The organism is Phenylobacterium sp. LjRoot97 (genome assembly GCF_964254345.1).
GTDB lineage: Bacteria > Pseudomonadota > Alphaproteobacteria > Caulobacterales > Caulobacteraceae > Phenylobacterium.
In genome coordinates this window covers 4,284,024-4,297,653 of sequence record NZ_CAXUTH020000001.1, presented here as the reverse complement: position 1 = coordinate 4,297,653, position 13,630 = coordinate 4,284,024, and the positions used below count along the sequence as shown (strand labels likewise).

14 protein-coding genes are annotated in these 13,630 nt (G+C 69.0%); 5 read left to right on the top strand and 9 right to left on the bottom strand.

The genetic code is table 11. The features are described 5' to 3' along the window. Nucleotides 1-64 precede the first annotated feature (64 nt). The gene (locus ACSQ2H_RS21360) at nucleotides 65-1,192 is read right to left on the bottom strand and encodes a serine hydrolase domain-containing protein (RefSeq protein WP_436063372.1); all 1,128 of its coding nucleotides are present in this window, start codon (nucleotides 1,190-1,192) and stop codon (nucleotides 65-67) included. Beyond that, nucleotides 1,189-3,423, bottom strand: coding sequence for a TonB-dependent receptor (locus ACSQ2H_RS21355; RefSeq protein WP_436063371.1), 2,235 nt, complete (start codon nucleotides 3,421-3,423; stop codon nucleotides 1,189-1,191). The genes ACSQ2H_RS21360 and ACSQ2H_RS21355 overlap by 4 nt, the downstream gene beginning before the upstream one ends. Nucleotides 3,424-3,592: 169 nt before the next feature. On the opposite strand from ACSQ2H_RS21355, the gene ACSQ2H_RS21350 reads away from it, so the two are divergent. Together ACSQ2H_RS21350 and ACSQ2H_RS21345 are read left to right on the top strand one after the other, a co-directional pair. Further along, nucleotides 3,593-4,852, top strand: coding sequence for a TetR family transcriptional regulator (locus tag ACSQ2H_RS21350; protein ID WP_436063370.1), 1,260 nt, complete (start codon nucleotides 3,593-3,595; stop codon nucleotides 4,850-4,852). 2 nt (nucleotides 4,853-4,854) lie between these two features. After that, entirely contained in the window at nucleotides 4,855-5,277 is a 423-nt protein-coding gene (locus ACSQ2H_RS21345; RefSeq protein WP_436063369.1) for a hypothetical protein, read from the top strand. Nucleotides 5,278-5,292: 15 nt separating this feature from the next. Here ACSQ2H_RS21345 and ACSQ2H_RS21340 read toward each other — a convergent pair whose 3' ends face one another. Continuing rightward, a complete protein-coding gene (locus tag ACSQ2H_RS21340) occupies nucleotides 5,293-7,119 on the bottom strand; it encodes a calcium-binding protein (protein WP_436063368.1) in 1,827 nt (608 codons plus the stop codon). Between the two features lie 67 nt (nucleotides 7,120-7,186). Between ACSQ2H_RS21340 and ACSQ2H_RS21335 the strand changes: the two genes are divergently transcribed. After that, the gene (locus ACSQ2H_RS21335; RefSeq protein WP_436063367.1) at nucleotides 7,187-7,312 is read left to right on the top strand and encodes a hypothetical protein; all 126 of its coding nucleotides are present in this window, start codon (nucleotides 7,187-7,189) and stop codon (nucleotides 7,310-7,312) included. Here ACSQ2H_RS21335 and ACSQ2H_RS21330 read toward each other — a convergent pair. From ACSQ2H_RS21330 to hrcA, 4 genes are all read right to left on the bottom strand, one after another. Then, nucleotides 7,309-7,827 carry a porin family protein gene (locus ACSQ2H_RS21330; protein WP_436063366.1) on the bottom strand — a complete coding sequence of 173 codons (519 nt, stop codon included), beginning with the start codon at nucleotides 7,825-7,827 and terminating at the stop codon, nucleotides 7,309-7,311. The genes ACSQ2H_RS21335 and ACSQ2H_RS21330 overlap by 4 nt on opposite strands. A gap of 217 nt (nucleotides 7,828-8,044) precedes the next feature. Then, nucleotides 8,045-8,662 (bottom strand): YoaK family protein, encoded by a 618-nt coding sequence (locus tag ACSQ2H_RS21325; protein WP_436063599.1) that lies wholly within the window; start codon nucleotides 8,660-8,662, stop codon nucleotides 8,045-8,047. 53 nt (nucleotides 8,663-8,715) lie between these two features. Then, nucleotides 8,716-9,330, bottom strand: a complete 615-nt coding sequence (gene grpE, locus ACSQ2H_RS21320) for a nucleotide exchange factor GrpE (RefSeq protein WP_436063365.1) — start codon at nucleotides 9,328-9,330, stop codon at nucleotides 8,716-8,718. A gap of 11 nt (nucleotides 9,331-9,341) precedes the next feature. Then, nucleotides 9,342-10,412, bottom strand: a complete 1,071-nt coding sequence (hrcA, locus tag ACSQ2H_RS21315) for a heat-inducible transcriptional repressor HrcA (protein ID WP_436063598.1) — start codon at nucleotides 10,410-10,412, stop codon at nucleotides 9,342-9,344. A gap of 99 nt (nucleotides 10,413-10,511) precedes the next feature. Between hrcA and rph the strand changes: the two genes are divergently transcribed. After that, nucleotides 10,512-11,228 (top strand): ribonuclease PH, encoded by a 717-nt coding sequence (gene rph / locus ACSQ2H_RS21310; RefSeq protein WP_436063364.1) that lies wholly within the window; start codon nucleotides 10,512-10,514, stop codon nucleotides 11,226-11,228. Nucleotides 11,229-11,860: 632 nt separating this feature from the next. Further along, nucleotides 11,861-12,796, top strand: coding sequence for a hypothetical protein (locus ACSQ2H_RS21305; protein ID WP_436063363.1), 936 nt, complete (start codon nucleotides 11,861-11,863; stop codon nucleotides 12,794-12,796). A gap of 76 nt (nucleotides 12,797-12,872) precedes the next feature. Here the strand turns inward: ACSQ2H_RS21305 and ACSQ2H_RS21300 are convergent, their stop codons facing one another. Together ACSQ2H_RS21300 and ACSQ2H_RS21295 are read right to left on the bottom strand one after the other, a co-directional pair. Continuing rightward, entirely contained in the window at nucleotides 12,873-13,340 is a 468-nt protein-coding gene (locus ACSQ2H_RS21300) for a GFA family protein (protein WP_436063362.1), read from the bottom strand. Continuing rightward, nucleotides 13,337-13,612: a DUF2277 domain-containing protein gene (locus ACSQ2H_RS21295; protein WP_436063361.1), complete on the bottom strand. Its 276-nt coding sequence runs from the start codon at nucleotides 13,610-13,612 to the stop codon at nucleotides 13,337-13,339. Before ACSQ2H_RS21295 ends, ACSQ2H_RS21300 begins: the two co-directional genes overlap by 4 nt. Between the last annotated feature and the right edge of the window lie 18 nt (nucleotides 13,613-13,630).

The window sequence follows — 13,630 nt, the reverse complement described above, 5'->3', positions numbered from 1 at the left end:
AGGCGATATAGACGCTATCGGCAGGCGGACCAGAAACCTGCCGATAGCGTCCAGCAACTTGCCGTCAGGCCGTGGCGGTCAGGCCCTCGTAGGCGGCCGCGATCAGGGCGACGTCGCGCGGATCGCCGACCAGGTCGGTCCCCATGCGGTTCATCGTGTAGGCCAGCGCCGCCTTGCGGTCGGGATCGATCATGGCGAACGAGCCGCCCCAGCCGGAGTGGCCGAAGGTCGAGGGCGAGGGGCCGTAGAGGCCGTCGGTGTTGAGCAGGAAGCCGGCGGCCCAGCGGGCCGGGACGCCGAGCACCTCGTCGAGCCCGCTGATCCGCAGCTGCGTCGCCTGGGCGAGGGTCTGCGCCGACAGCAGCCGGCCGGCGGCGACCTCGCCGAACAGCCGCGCCAGCGAGCGGGCGTTGGAGAAGCCGTTGGCCGAGACCAGCTCGCAGGCGCGCCAGGCCGGGCTGTTGGGCAGCAGCGGCTCGATCACCGGGTTGAGATAGGCCGCCGCCTGCGAGGGGTTGAGGTCGGTGGTCATGTTCGAGGTCGCCAGCTCGGGCGGGGCGATCATCTCGGCCCGGCGGGCTTCTTCCGACGCCGGCAGGCCGAGGGTCAGGTCGAGGCCGAGCGGGGCGGCCAGCTCGGCGGCGACGAAGTCGGTCAGGCTGCGGCCCTCGATGCGGCGGAAGAGCGCGCCGGCCAGCACCCCGATCGAGATGGCGTGGTAGCCGGAGCGCGAGCCCGGCGGCCACAGCGGCTCGGTCGCCGCCAGCCGGGCGGCGGCGGTCTCCAGGTCGTAGAAGTCCTCGACCACGGCCGGGTCGCGGAAGCTGCAGAGCCCGGCCTGGTGCGACAGCAGCATGGCGATGGTGACGCCGTCCTTGCCGTGGGCGGCGAACTGCGGCCACCAGCGGGCGACCTTGTCGTCGTAGGCGCAGAGGCCGCGATCGACCAGCATGGCGAAGCAGAGCGCGCCGACCGCCTTGGTCGTCGACCAGATGTTGACCACCGAGTCGGCGGCCCAGGGCCGGGCGCGCGCGGCGTCGAGGCTCCCGGCCCAGAGATCGACGACGGGGGCGCCGTCGATCACCAGGGAGAGGGCGGCGCCGACGTCGCCGCGCTCGGCGAAGTTGCGTTCGAACTCGGCCGCCAGGGCGGCGAAGGCGGGGTCGGCGGAGCCGTGGATCTGGATGCTCATTGGAAGGCCTTGGAGACGGTGACACCAAACGTGCGCGGGGCGCCGTAGACGCGGAAGCCGAAGCCGAGGGGCAGGTTGTTCACCCCCTGGGTGACGTACTCTTCGTCGGCGAGGTTCTTGCCCCAGACGGCGATTTCCCAATCGTTCGGCAGGGCGACGCTGGCCCGGGCGTTCCACACCCAGTAGGCGTCGGTGGCGATCAGCGGGTCGTTGAGCGCGTCCTTGAACATGTCGTCGGCGTAGCGGCCGTCGACCTGCAGGCGGCCGGTCGCGTCCTGGCCGAGGTCGAAGCGGTAGGCGGCCGAGACCGTGAAGCTGACCTCGGGCGCGTCGGGGAGCTTGTTGCCCTTGGGCACGGCGCCGGTCGACGAGGCGAAGGCGCCAAGCTCGGTGTGCAGCAGGCCAAGGCCCGCCACCAGGTCGAGGCCCGGCAGGGCGGCCGGCGACCAGGTGGCGTCGAGGTCGAGGCCGTAGATCGAGGCCTCGTCGACATTGCCGAGCCGCTGGATCGGCAGGCCGCCGGAGGTGTCGCGGATGAAGGTCTGCACGTCGGAATAGTCGTAGAAGAAGGCGCTGGCCGACCAGGCGAGGCCAAGCTCGGGCAGCCGCTGCTTCACCCCGACCTCGTAGTCGATGAGGGTCTCGGGTTCGTACGGCTGGAGCTGGGCGGTGGTGGTGGCCACGCCCGAGAAGAAGCCGCCGCTCTTCACCCCCTGGCTGATCGAGCCGTAGACCAGGGTCAGCGGATCGGGCTTCCAGTTGAGGCCGAGCTTCCAGGACCAGTTGGTGTCGTCGATCGTCTCGTCGATGAAGGCGAGGGGCACCGGGCCGGCGCCGCAGGGGACCATCGAGAGGAAGCTGGCCGGGCAGTTCGGGACCAAGTCGAGGTCGCCGCCGACATTGGCCTTCTCCTCCCAGGTGTAGCGCAGGCCGGCGACCAGGCTGAGGTCCTGTGCGAAGCGCCATTCGAGGTTGCCGAAGGCGGCGGCCGACTTGGCGGTCTGGTCGGTGAAGGTCAGGAGCTTGGTGTTGAACAGGTCCTGCAGCGAACCGTCATAGGTCATCTTCACGCGGTCGCGGGAGGCGAACACCCCGACGATCCAGTCGGTCTGCGCGCTGGTTCCGGAAAGCCGCAGCTCCTGGGAGATCTGGCTGATCTTGTCGTGCTCGACGAAGTCGGTCTGGCGGTAGGGACCGCCGTCGGTGTCGGCGCCCCACTGACGTTTGAAGTCGACATAGCCGGTGACCGAGGTCAGGTCGGCCCAGCCGAGGTCGGCGGTCAGCCGCACGGTGGCCGCGCGCTGGTCGACGTCATAGGTCGGATCGACCGACCACGCGCCGGCGAAGGGGTTTCCGTCGGTGTCGGTATAGCCCTGGAAATCCATGCAGGCCGGCGAGCCGGGGCAGACCAGGCCGGCCGGGGCGCCGGGCGGGGTCAGGGCGCCGAAGAACTCGGGCCCACCGACTTCGGAGCGGGCCTTCTGGACCTCGAGCTTGACCAGGAGCTCGACGTCCTCGGTCGCCGCCCACCGCGCCTGAGCGCGGGCCAGGCCGACGTCGCGGCGACCGATGTCGCGGCCGAGCAGGCGGTTGTCGAAGAAGCCCTCGTCCTGCTTCACGGCCTTGCCGGCGAAGCGCAGGGCGAAGGTGTCGGAGACCGGCAGGTTGACCATGCCCTCGATCTCGCCGGTCTGGTAATTGCCGTAGCCGGCGGCCAGGCGGCCTTCGACGCCGCCGAAGCTGGGCTTGGCGGTGACGATGTTGATGGCCCCGGCGGTCGAGTTGCGGCCGTAGAGCGTGCCCTGCGGTCCCTTCAGCGCCTCCATCCGCTCGAGATCGAAGAGGTCGAAGTTCATCAGCGCCAGCGAGCTCAGATAGATCTCGTCGACATAGACCCCGGCGCTGGGGTTGTTGGTCGCCGAGAAGTCGTTGAGACCGACGCCGCGGATCGTCACCACCGGCAGCACGCCGGGCATGTTCTCCTTGATGTCGACGTTGGGGGTGAAGGCGACGAGGTCGCTGACCTGGCTGACGCGGCGGTCGGCCAGCTCCTGGGCGCCGACCACGGCGACGTTGAGGCCGACGTCGAGGGTGTCCTGGGCGCGCTTCTGGGCGGTGACGGTCACCGCCTCGATCTCGACCGGCTCGGCGGCCTGGGCCAACCCGCCGCTCAGGGCCAGCGCGCCCGCCCCGCTCAAAAGCCGCAGCCGCATCGTCCTGGAAATACGCATCGCGCTCCCTCCCCGTGATTTCGGCGTCGCTCGTTGGCGCGCCGTTTTTCGACATTCAAGTTTGGCGGAGTAACGACACGTCCAGAACTGACCGTCAAGCAAACTTCGACACTTGCGTATGTCTGGTGTACGGATTGACGAACGGCGGCGAAGGCGCGACGAACGGCCGATGGCGGGCAGTGGCGATCAGGGAAACGGCAAGCCGGCGCGCAAGCGCGCGGCGAAGCGCGACCTGCTGTTCGCCGAGGCGGCCCGCGAGATCAACGCGATGGGCGCGGGCGGCATCGTGATCAACGACGTGGCCGAGCGAGTCGGCCTGTCGCGCAACGCCCTCTACTATTACGTCGCCGACCGCACGGACCTGGTGTTCGGCGCCTATCAGCGGGCCTGCGAGGCGAGCGCCGACGACCTGGCCGCCGCGGCCGAGGCGAGCGAGGACCCGCGCGAGCGGCTGGCCGCCCTGGTCGAGGCGCAGTTGGCCTACGAGCGGGCGCCGCAGGCGGTGCTGAGCGACGTCGACTTCCTGCCCGACGCCCAGCGGCGGGTGATCCGCGAGCTGCAGGCGCGCAACGTTGAACGGCTGCGCAGCTGGCTGGAGGAGGGGGCGGCGAGCGGCGTCCTAAGGTCCTGCAACAGCGAGATCGCCGCCCAGGCCCTGATCGGGATGATCTCCTGGGGTCGGCTGTCGGCCGGCTGGCTCGGCTATCGCGACGGGCGCGCGGCGCGGCGGCGGATCGCCCAGGCGATCGTCGACCTGATGCTGAACGGGTTCGCCGCGCGGCCGCGCGAGGCGCCGCTCTGCGCGCTGGACATGGAGGCGCTGACCGCCCGCTCGTTCAACGCCTTCGACCGCCAGCAGACCAACGAGATCAAGATCGCCCAGCTGATCGCGGCGGCGTCGCGGCTGTTCAACCAGCGCGGCATCGACGGCGCTTCGCTGGACGACATCGGGGCCGAGGTCGGGGCGACCAAGGGCGCGGTCTATCACTACTTCGACGACAAGGCCGACCTGGTCACCCGCTGTTACCGGCGCGCCTTCGAGCTCTATGACCTGATCATGGACACCGCCGTCGCCCAGGGCCGCGACGGCTTCGACAAGGCGCTGATCGCGCTGCATCTCAACGTCCAGGCCCAGGCCGGGCCGGCCTCGCCGCTGATGCTGCAGCCTGGGCGGCTGGCCCTGGCGCCCGACGACCGCGCGGCCTTCGAGCGCGCCGGCCAGCGGCTGCGGATGACCTCGAACCGCAGCCTGCGCCAGGGGATCGCCGACGGCTCGGTGCGGGCCTGCGACGCAGTGTTCGTCGGCGAGGTCTCGGCCGGGATCTTCCTCTGGCTGCCCAAGTGGCTGCCGGCGACCTATCCGCTCACCCCGCGCCAGATCGCCGACGAGGTCTGCGACGTGGTCGCGTACGGGCTGGCGGCGAGGTAGGGGTGCGCGATCCGGTGGAGGAACTTCGCATCGCATTGCTCGGGCGTGGGTGCTCGGTGCGCCGCCGCGAGCATGACTGGAGCTTCGACTTCGGCGCTGGATGCAACCTGGCCGCCAGCTCTCCGTGGCGGTTGGTCGGGCCGGACCGCGTGCTGGTCACCGACGCGGACGACGGTCAGCAGTTCGGGCTGCCGCAGCCGGTGGACGCTGAGAAGTCGGCCACTGAAGCCTTGGCGCAGAGGGCGGTCGAAGCGGTCGCCGTCGCCCCGGTCACGTCCGACCTGACGATCACGTTCGCGGGGGACGTGCGTCTGGAGGTCTGGGCGGGGTCCAGCGGCTATGAAGCCTGGCAGGCGGTGTTCCCGGGTCCGGCCGGCGAGCGGTCGTTGATCGCGATGGGCGGCGGCAAGCTGCTGGTCGTTTGACGGTCGCCCCCCGGGCTACTGGGTGAATATCCAGCCAGACGGCAGGCTCGAGAGGTTGACCCCCACCAGGACCAGTTGGCCGCCGCCGCCCATCTCGACGATGGTGTCGGCGCCGACCTGGCGGACGGTGTAGGTCGTCGAGGCGTCGAGCTGAATCCGATCGCCCTCGGCGGCGTTGAAGTCCACGACCCGGTCGATCCCGGCTTCGCCGAAGGTGTAGAAGGTGTCCGCGCCGGCGCCGCCGGTGATGGTGTCGTCGCCGCGATCCCCGGCGATCCAGTCGTTGCCTGCGCCGCCGAAGATCAGGTCGTTCGCCTGGCCCCCGCGCATGGTGTCGGCTCCGTCGCCGCCATGGCAGGTGTCGTCGCCCATATTGCCGTAGACGATGTCGTTTCCGACGTCGCCGAACAGCAGGTCCTGACCCTGGCCGCCGACGACCCAGTCGGCCCCCTTGCCGCCGCTGATGGTGTCGTCGCCGGTGTTGCCGTGCATATCGTCGAAGCCGTCGCCGCCGACGATGTAGTCGTTGCCCGCCTCGCCGCGCAGATAGGTCGCGGCGTCCTTCGGACCGACCGAGCTGATGCCTTGCTGCAGGGCGAAGAGCTGGTCGTTTCCGTCGCCGCCGAACAGTGAGTCGCCGCCGCCGCCGCCGTAGATCACGTCGTCGCCGCCATAGCCGCGAATGAGGTCACGGCCATAGCTGCCAGTGAGATGGTCCGAGTTCGCGAGCAGGGTGGAGAAGGCGAGCTGGTTGGCGTCGGTCGCGATCCACTGGCCGAACGGCGCGGCCGAAACACCCGGCAGTCGCAGGTCGGCAGAGAATGTCGGTGCGGCGCTGGTGTGCGTCTCGTACCTCAACGTGGTGATGGTTCCGCCCACCAGCTGCTGGTTGGCGTCGTAGACGAATCCGGTCCCGCCCAGGTTCAGGGCGCCTTGAGCGCCTTGCAGGTAGAGGCTGGTGGACGAGGCTCCACTGATGGTGCTGCCCAGCAGACCAGAGATGTGCGCAGCGTCCATGTTCCCGGACATGTACCCGGAGCTGGTGCTCGCGACCGCCGGCGGCTGCGGCGGCGCCGGTTCGACGGGGCCGGTGGGATAGGGCGGACGGACCGGCGGGGCGCCGAACTGGCCCACGCTGATGTCGGCCAGGCTGCGGTCGGTGAGCGTCACCCAGTCATCGGCCTCGCCATTGTTCTGCAGGGTGTCGGCGAAGACCATCACGTTGCCGCCGACCTCGACGGCGACGACGTCGATGGTTCCAGCGCCGATCAGGGCGTTGGCGGCCTCGAGCGCGGCCGTCGATGAAGCGGCCGTGGTCTTGGCGAAATTGGCGGAGGTGACCGACAGACCGGCGAAGGTCAGGCGATCTCCCGGCTCCCAGTCGGTGATGAGGTCGCGCGCGCGATCGTTGGTCAAATCCAGGGAGTCGCCGGGATATACGATGAACAGGTCATCGCCAGGGCCGCCCGCGAGATAGTCGCCGCCTACGCCGCCGACCAGGGTGTCGTTGCCGGCGCCGCCGCCGAGGTCGTCGCCGACCACTCCGCCGAACACCGCGTCATTGCCCGCGCCGGCCGTGAACCGATTGGAGAAGGTGGAGCGCCCGATCATCGCCATGGAGCCGTCCGCGAAGGTGATCTGCTCACCCGCGAATTCCGGGCCGAACACCACAGTGCGGCCGGTCAAGGCGAAGGTGACCGCCAGTCTGCTGGTGGCGGTGTCATAGGCGACCTGGATGTGGCCGGCCGAGGCCCCGGCAGTCGAAAACTGCAGGCTGTCGACAGCCGCGCGATAACCCTCGGCCTCGGCGACGCCGATGGTCTCGAAAAAGTAGGACGTCACGATCGCATTCCCCCCGGTGCTCAACCCGATTTGGCGAGTTTGCCGGTGAAGGTCAATCGCAGGTCGCGTGCGGGGCGACTACGACCATGGCCAGTACGTCGGCCGGTGGAGCGGCGCGGCGGTTCGCTGGGCCCGCGGCAAGCCGCTGACGATCGAGGGGACGCCCCAGGGGGCGCCCCTCTCTCTGGACTAGAACGTACGGACGTAGGCGACGGTGACGCCGTTGGTGGGCACGTCCTTGATGGCGTAGTGCGTGTAGTCGAGGCGCACGCCGTTGGCGGCGTCGAACTTGTACTGAGCGCCGAGGCCGACCGAGAAGGCGCCGTCGTTGGTGTCTTCCGAGACGCCCGCGCCTTCGACCTTGGCGGCGAGGTGGCCGTAGCCGGCGCGGCCGATCAGCTCGAACTTCTCGCCGGCGGGGACGAAGACAACGCCGTAGATGAACGCGGCGCTGTCGACCTTCACATCGACGTCGGGCTGGCTGTGGATGCGGTCGTCCTTGACGCCGAAGAACAGGTCGCCCTCGACGCCCAGCCACTGGTTGGCCTTCCAGCCGATGCGGCCGCCGACCGTGACGATGTTGGCGTCGTCCGCCGGCGCGTCGAACTTCATCGCCTGGCCGCCCACGGTGAGCGCGCCATAGGTTTCAGCCGAGGCGGAGCCGGCGAAGGCGAGCGCGGCGACGGCGGCGACATAAGCAAGTTTCATTTGGTTTCCCCCCAAATCCCCGGGAACGTCCGGGGCGGGGCGCGCTTAGGTTGATCGGGCGCATCGCGCAATACGTGCAGGGCGCGCTCAGCGCGCGCATCGGACGCAGTGATGCATAACCGCTACAGTTACGCTTGTTTCGCGCTCGGGCATCGGGATGGAGGCGGAACGCCGTTATCTCGAGCGCCTGTCCGGACGCCCTCGCAGCCGAGCGCGCTTACGCTGCGGCCGGCGCCAGGTCCAGCCGCGCGGCGAGCGCCGCCAGGAGCGCCATGGCGGCGGCGGCGATCCAGAGCGCGGCCGGGCCGAGCAGGTTGAAGGCCAGGGCGCCTAGCGCCGCGCCGGCGACCAGGCCCAGCCAGAGCAGCAGGTGCGGGGCCCAGCCGAAGCGGTCCTCGCCGAGCAGGGCGGCGGTGATCGCCTTGCCGAGCTTGACCAGGGCGCCGGTCATGTAGGTGAGGCCCAGGCGGACCTCGCCGTCCTGGGCGAACACGGTGTTCTCGGCCCCCATGGCGAAGGCCAGCACCAGGATCGCGGCGGGCAGCGGGGCGACCACGGACAGGACGGCGGCGAGCGCCAGCGCCAGGGCGACGAAGGCCAGCACCGCCGGCCCGCGCCGGAGGCCGGCGCGGCGGCCGATCAGGGCCCCGGTCGAGACCCCGGCCACAAAGGCGGCGATCAGCGCCAGGGCCAAGCCGGCGTAGCTCGCGCCGTCGGCCAGACCGACGGCCAAGCGGGTGGAGTTGCCGCTCATGAAGGAGACGAAGAAACCGCCGGTCAGCAGGAAGCCGATGGCGTCCACGAAGCCGGCGACGGCCGAGAGGCTCGCCGCCAGCAGTCGGACCCGGCCGCTGAGACGTTTCAGGTCGCCCCCTCCCCGCTAGGCCCTCAGGCCTTGGTGTCGACCGAGCCGCCGGCCTCGCCGTCATTGGCGGCGTAAGGGTTGGCGGCCGGAGCCGCGTCGGCGGCGGCGGGCGGCAGATCGGCGCCCGAGCCCTTCGCGGCGACCACGACCATGGCCGGACGGATCAGCCGGCCGAGCAGCTCGTAGCCCGGCTGCAGCACCTGGATGACGCCGCCGGCGGCGACGTCGGGGGCGGCCTGCTCCATCATCGCCTGATGCTGGTGCGGGTCGAACTTCTCGCCCTTCGGCGGGTCGATCTTCCGCAGGCCGTTGTTCTCGAAGGCGCTCATCAGCGACTTCTGGGTCATTTCCATGCCGACCACGAAGTTCTTCACGGCGGGGTCGTCGACCGGGGCGGCCAGGGCGCGGTCGAGGGTGTCGGCCACGGTCAGCAGGTCGCGGCCGAACTTCTGGATCGCGAAGGCGCGCGCGTCGTTGGCCTCGCGCTCGGCGCGGCGCTTGGCGTTCTCGGCGTCGGCGGCGACGCGCAGCATCTGGTCCTTGAGGGCCTGGACCTCGGCCTTCAGGGCGATGATCTCGTCGATGGCCGCGTCGGCGACTTCGTTGAATTCTTCGGCCGGCGTTTGATCGTCGGACATCTTGTAATCCTCTAAGCGTTCGTCACCTGGGACAGCACGCGGGCGGTATAGTCCACCAGCGGGATGACCCGGGCATAGTTTAGGCGGGCGGGACCGATCACGCCGATCGCGCCCAACACCTTTTGCCGGCCCGTCATATAGGGCGCGGCGATGACGGCGGAACCCGAAAGGGAAAAGAGTCGCGTTTCGGCGCCGATGTAGATGCGCACGCCCTGGGCGTCCCGCACGTCGTCGAGCAAACCGATCAGCTGCTCCTTTTGTTCGAGGTCGTCGAACAGCATGCGCACGCGTTCGAGGTCGTCGAGGGTCTCGCGGTCGCCGAGCAGGTTGGCGCGGCCGCGGACGATCAGGGCCCGGTCGGCGCCGTCGCCGCCGCTCCAGGCGGCCATGCCGTCCTCGACCAGGCGGGCGGCGGTCTCGTTCAGCTGGCGGCGGGCGGCGTCCAGTTCGCGGCGGATCTCCAGACCCGCCTCGCCGAGCGTGCGGCCGCGCAGCCGGGCGTTCATGAAGTTCGACGCCTCCTGCAGCGAGGAAGGGGTGACGCCGGCCGCCAGCCGCATCAGCCGGTTCTCGACCACCCCGTCCTCGAACACCATCACCGCCAGGGCCTGGTCGGCCGACAGCGCCACGAACTCGACGTGCTTGACCCCGGCGTCGCGCACCGGGGTGACGACGATGCCGGCCCCGCCGGCCAGGCCGGACAGAATCGCGGAGGCCTCGTTCAGCGCCTCTTCGAAGTTGCGGCCCTTGGCCGAGAGCCGCGCCTCGATGTTGCGGCGGTCCTCCTCGGCCACGTCGCCGACCTCAAGCAGGCCGTCGACGAACAGCCGCAGGCCGGCATGGGTCGGCACCCGCCCGGCGCTGACGTGCGGCGCGCCCAGCAGGCCGAGCTGGGTCAGGTCCTGCATGGTGTTGCGGATCGAGGCCGGCGACAGGTGGACGCCGCCCTTGGAGAGCGTGCGCGAGCCGACCGGCTCGCCGGTCTCCAGGTAGCTCTCGACGACGCGGCGGAAAATCTCGCGGGCGCGGTCGTCGAGTTCGCCCAGCGACGGCCCAGGGGAAAGCAGCGGGCTGGTCACGATGGGCGGCGGTGCTCGGTCAGGGCCATGGACGGAACCTCTCTCATCTAGGATAAGCCGCCAAACGCAAGACGCCAGACCCCATAGCTTCCAGGACCACCTATGCGCCCCTCCGACCGCACCCCCGACATGCTCCGCACCGTGACCCTGGAGACCGGGGTCAACCGCTATGCCGAGGGCTCGTGCCTGGTCAGCTTCGGTCACACCAAGGTGCTGGTCACCGCCAGCGTCGAGGAGCGGGTGCCGGGCTTCATGCGCGGCCGCGGCGTGGGCTGGGTGACGGCCGAGTACGGCATGCTGCCGCGCGCCACCCACACCCGCGGCCGCCGCGAGGCCTCGGAAGGCAAGCAGTCGGGCCGCACCCAGGAGATCCAGCGGCTGATCGGCCGCTCGATGCGCGCGGTGGTCGATCCGGCGGCGCTGGGCGAGCGCCAGATCTCGATCGACTGCGACGTGATCCAGGCCGACGGCGGCACCCGCACGGCGGCGATCACCGGCGCCTGGGTGGCGCTGCGGATGGCGACCCAGTACCTGCTGGACGAGGGCGTGATCTCCAAGGACCCGATCGTCGACCAGGTCGCGGCGATCTCGTGCGGCGTCTACAACAACGTCCCGGTGCTGGACCTCGAGTACGAAGAGGACTCCAACGCCGAGGCCGACGCCAACTTCGTACTGACCGGCAAGGGCGACATCGTCGAGATCCAGGCGACCGGCGAGAAGCGCGGCTTCACCCAGGACGAGTTCGAGGCGCTGTTCAGCCTGGCCCGCAAGGGCATCGCCGAGCTGTGCGAAGCCCAGCGCGCGGCGACCAGCAAGTAGGACGGCTGAAAGCTCCCCACGGGAGCGATGCCGGCCGGAGGGTCGATTGGAGGGGGTTCGCCGATGGCGGGCCCCCTTCGTCGTTTGGGCGCCCCAAAACGAAAAACCCCGCCCCGGGGAGGACGGGGCGGGGTTCTCGTGTCTAGACGGGCGGCTTGGGGGAGGGAGGGGCGCCGCGGTCGTCTAGAGGCCGTTCAGCAGATAGCGGAACGACGATGCCGGCATACGTGCAAGCTCGCGGGCGAACGGGCCCATGAGCCAGTCGATGACGCGTTCGATAGCTTGAGCCATGTCCATCTCCTTTTGTGCGACGCAGCAATTGTTGCAGTGCACATAAGGACATGTTTGCGACTACGCAAGAGGCTTTGGGTCATTTTTCGCGTCTGCCGACCGATTAGGGGGCAGAATCGGCCCGGCGCGACGAAATGGTCACGCTCAGACGCGGTTGCGCCAGCCCATCACGAGGGCCGCGACGACCAAGGGAGGCGGCCGGACATACTGGCGGCGGTCAAGGGGCTGCGTGCGCTAGGTCAGGCTGGTAGAAAGCTCGCTTCCATTGAAATCACCGAGACAGACGCCAACCTTCGCAACAAGATCAGCGAGGACGAATTCACCGGGGCGTTCTTGATTCAATGACTAATCGCAATGAGCGGTACCGCGCTGCGCTTGGAGGACTAGGCGCTATCCTTCTGGCGGGCGCCGCCCCTATCGCGACGCCCAGCGAACAACAAGGACCGCATAAGACCGCGCAGGCACCCGCCCCCATCAAGGCTGATGGCGACCTGAGCTTGAGCGCCTACGAGCGAGAGTCTCTTGTCATAGATCGTGCCGCGAACCGCATCGCAGAAGCCGCGAACACGATCAGTAGCGCTCAGCGTGACTATGCGTTTTGGCAACTGGTGCTCGGCGCGGTCGCGGTTGCGTTCACTGGCATCGCCGCCTTCTTTGCTTATCGCGCTACGCACTGGGCGAAAGAAGCTGCGCGCCAGAGCAAACGCAGCGCCGATGCTGACAATGCTGCATTGGAAGAGGCTCAGAAGGCGCTACTTTTGTCGCACGAGGACGCTGCTGTGCAGGCCGATCGGTTCGATCAGCAGATTTCGTTGGCTCGAACTAATGCTGTTCGGGAACTGCGTGCCTATCTTTCTAACGCTGTCAAAGATCAGTTCGATATCGCGGTGGGCTCACACGCTCGGGTCGTGATTCAAATTATGAATACTGGCCGTACGCCTGCGTATCATTTCCTGCAGATGGCGGCATACAACATCGTGCCCGCCAATCACCCTGGACTTGATATCCCCCTCAACTTTCCGGACGGTCAAGAGGGTTCGGTCCTCAACCCTGGCGACCCTTCCTTCATCGACATTCAGTTGCCCATGCCGCTGTCGGAAGAAGAAGTCGCTCTCATCCACGGCGAAGACTATTTCCTCTATCTATGGGGACGTGTCGTGTTTGTGGACGCCTTCGATCAACCCCGGGAATTGCGATATCGCTACAGGCTGGGTGGGAAGGAAATGATGCGCGTTGGCATGATGCATTTAGACCGCCATGGCCAGTACGCCAATTAGGAGCTGCTGATCTTCGTCCGGCCAGGCTTGGGTTCGGACATCGGGCTCCTCCCGATTTGTGCGTTCTTAGCGTCGTCTAAGTCTTCGGCGGCCAGGCGTCGGTGTCGTGGTCGGGGTGCTGGTATGAGACGATGCCGGCCAGGTGGGCGGCGGCCTGCGGTTCGTCCATCGCGTGGACGGGCAGGGCGGCGAGCGCGGCGAAGTACGGCAGCTGGGCCGGCGACTCCAGCTGCACGCCCGGCGGCGTCTCGGCCGGCCGGTCGAGAGCGCCGAGGGCCAGGCCGACCTCCTTGTCGCCGTACTCGTAGGTGAGCGGGGTGCCGCAGTCGCCGCAGAACCCGCGCATCACCTTGTTCGAGCTCTGGAAGCGCTTGGGCGCGCCGCGGGTCCAGGTCACGGCCGCGGCGGGGGCGCCGACATAGGGCCCGAACAGGCCGCCGGTCGCCTTCTGGCACATGCGGCAGTGGCAGATGGAGGCTTCGCCGAGCTCGCCCTCGACGCGGAAGCGCACCGCGCCGCATTGGCATCCGCCGCTGACGCTCATGCCTCGGCGCCGAAGCGCTGGGCCGAGCGGGCCTTGGCCTTGGCGGCCTCTTCGTCGCGATCCTTGGGCCTGGCGGTGGTTTCGAGGTTCTCGAACAGCCGGCGGGCGACGTCGGCGACCTCGTCGACGGCGGTGTCGAAGGCCTCGCGGTTGGCCTTGGACGGCGCGTTGAAGCCCGACAGCTTGCGCACGAACTGGAGCGCGGCGTCGCGGATCTCCTCGTCGGTCGCGGGCGGGTCGAAGTTGAACAGCGTCTTGATGTTACGGCACATGGTCAGGCGTCTCCTTCC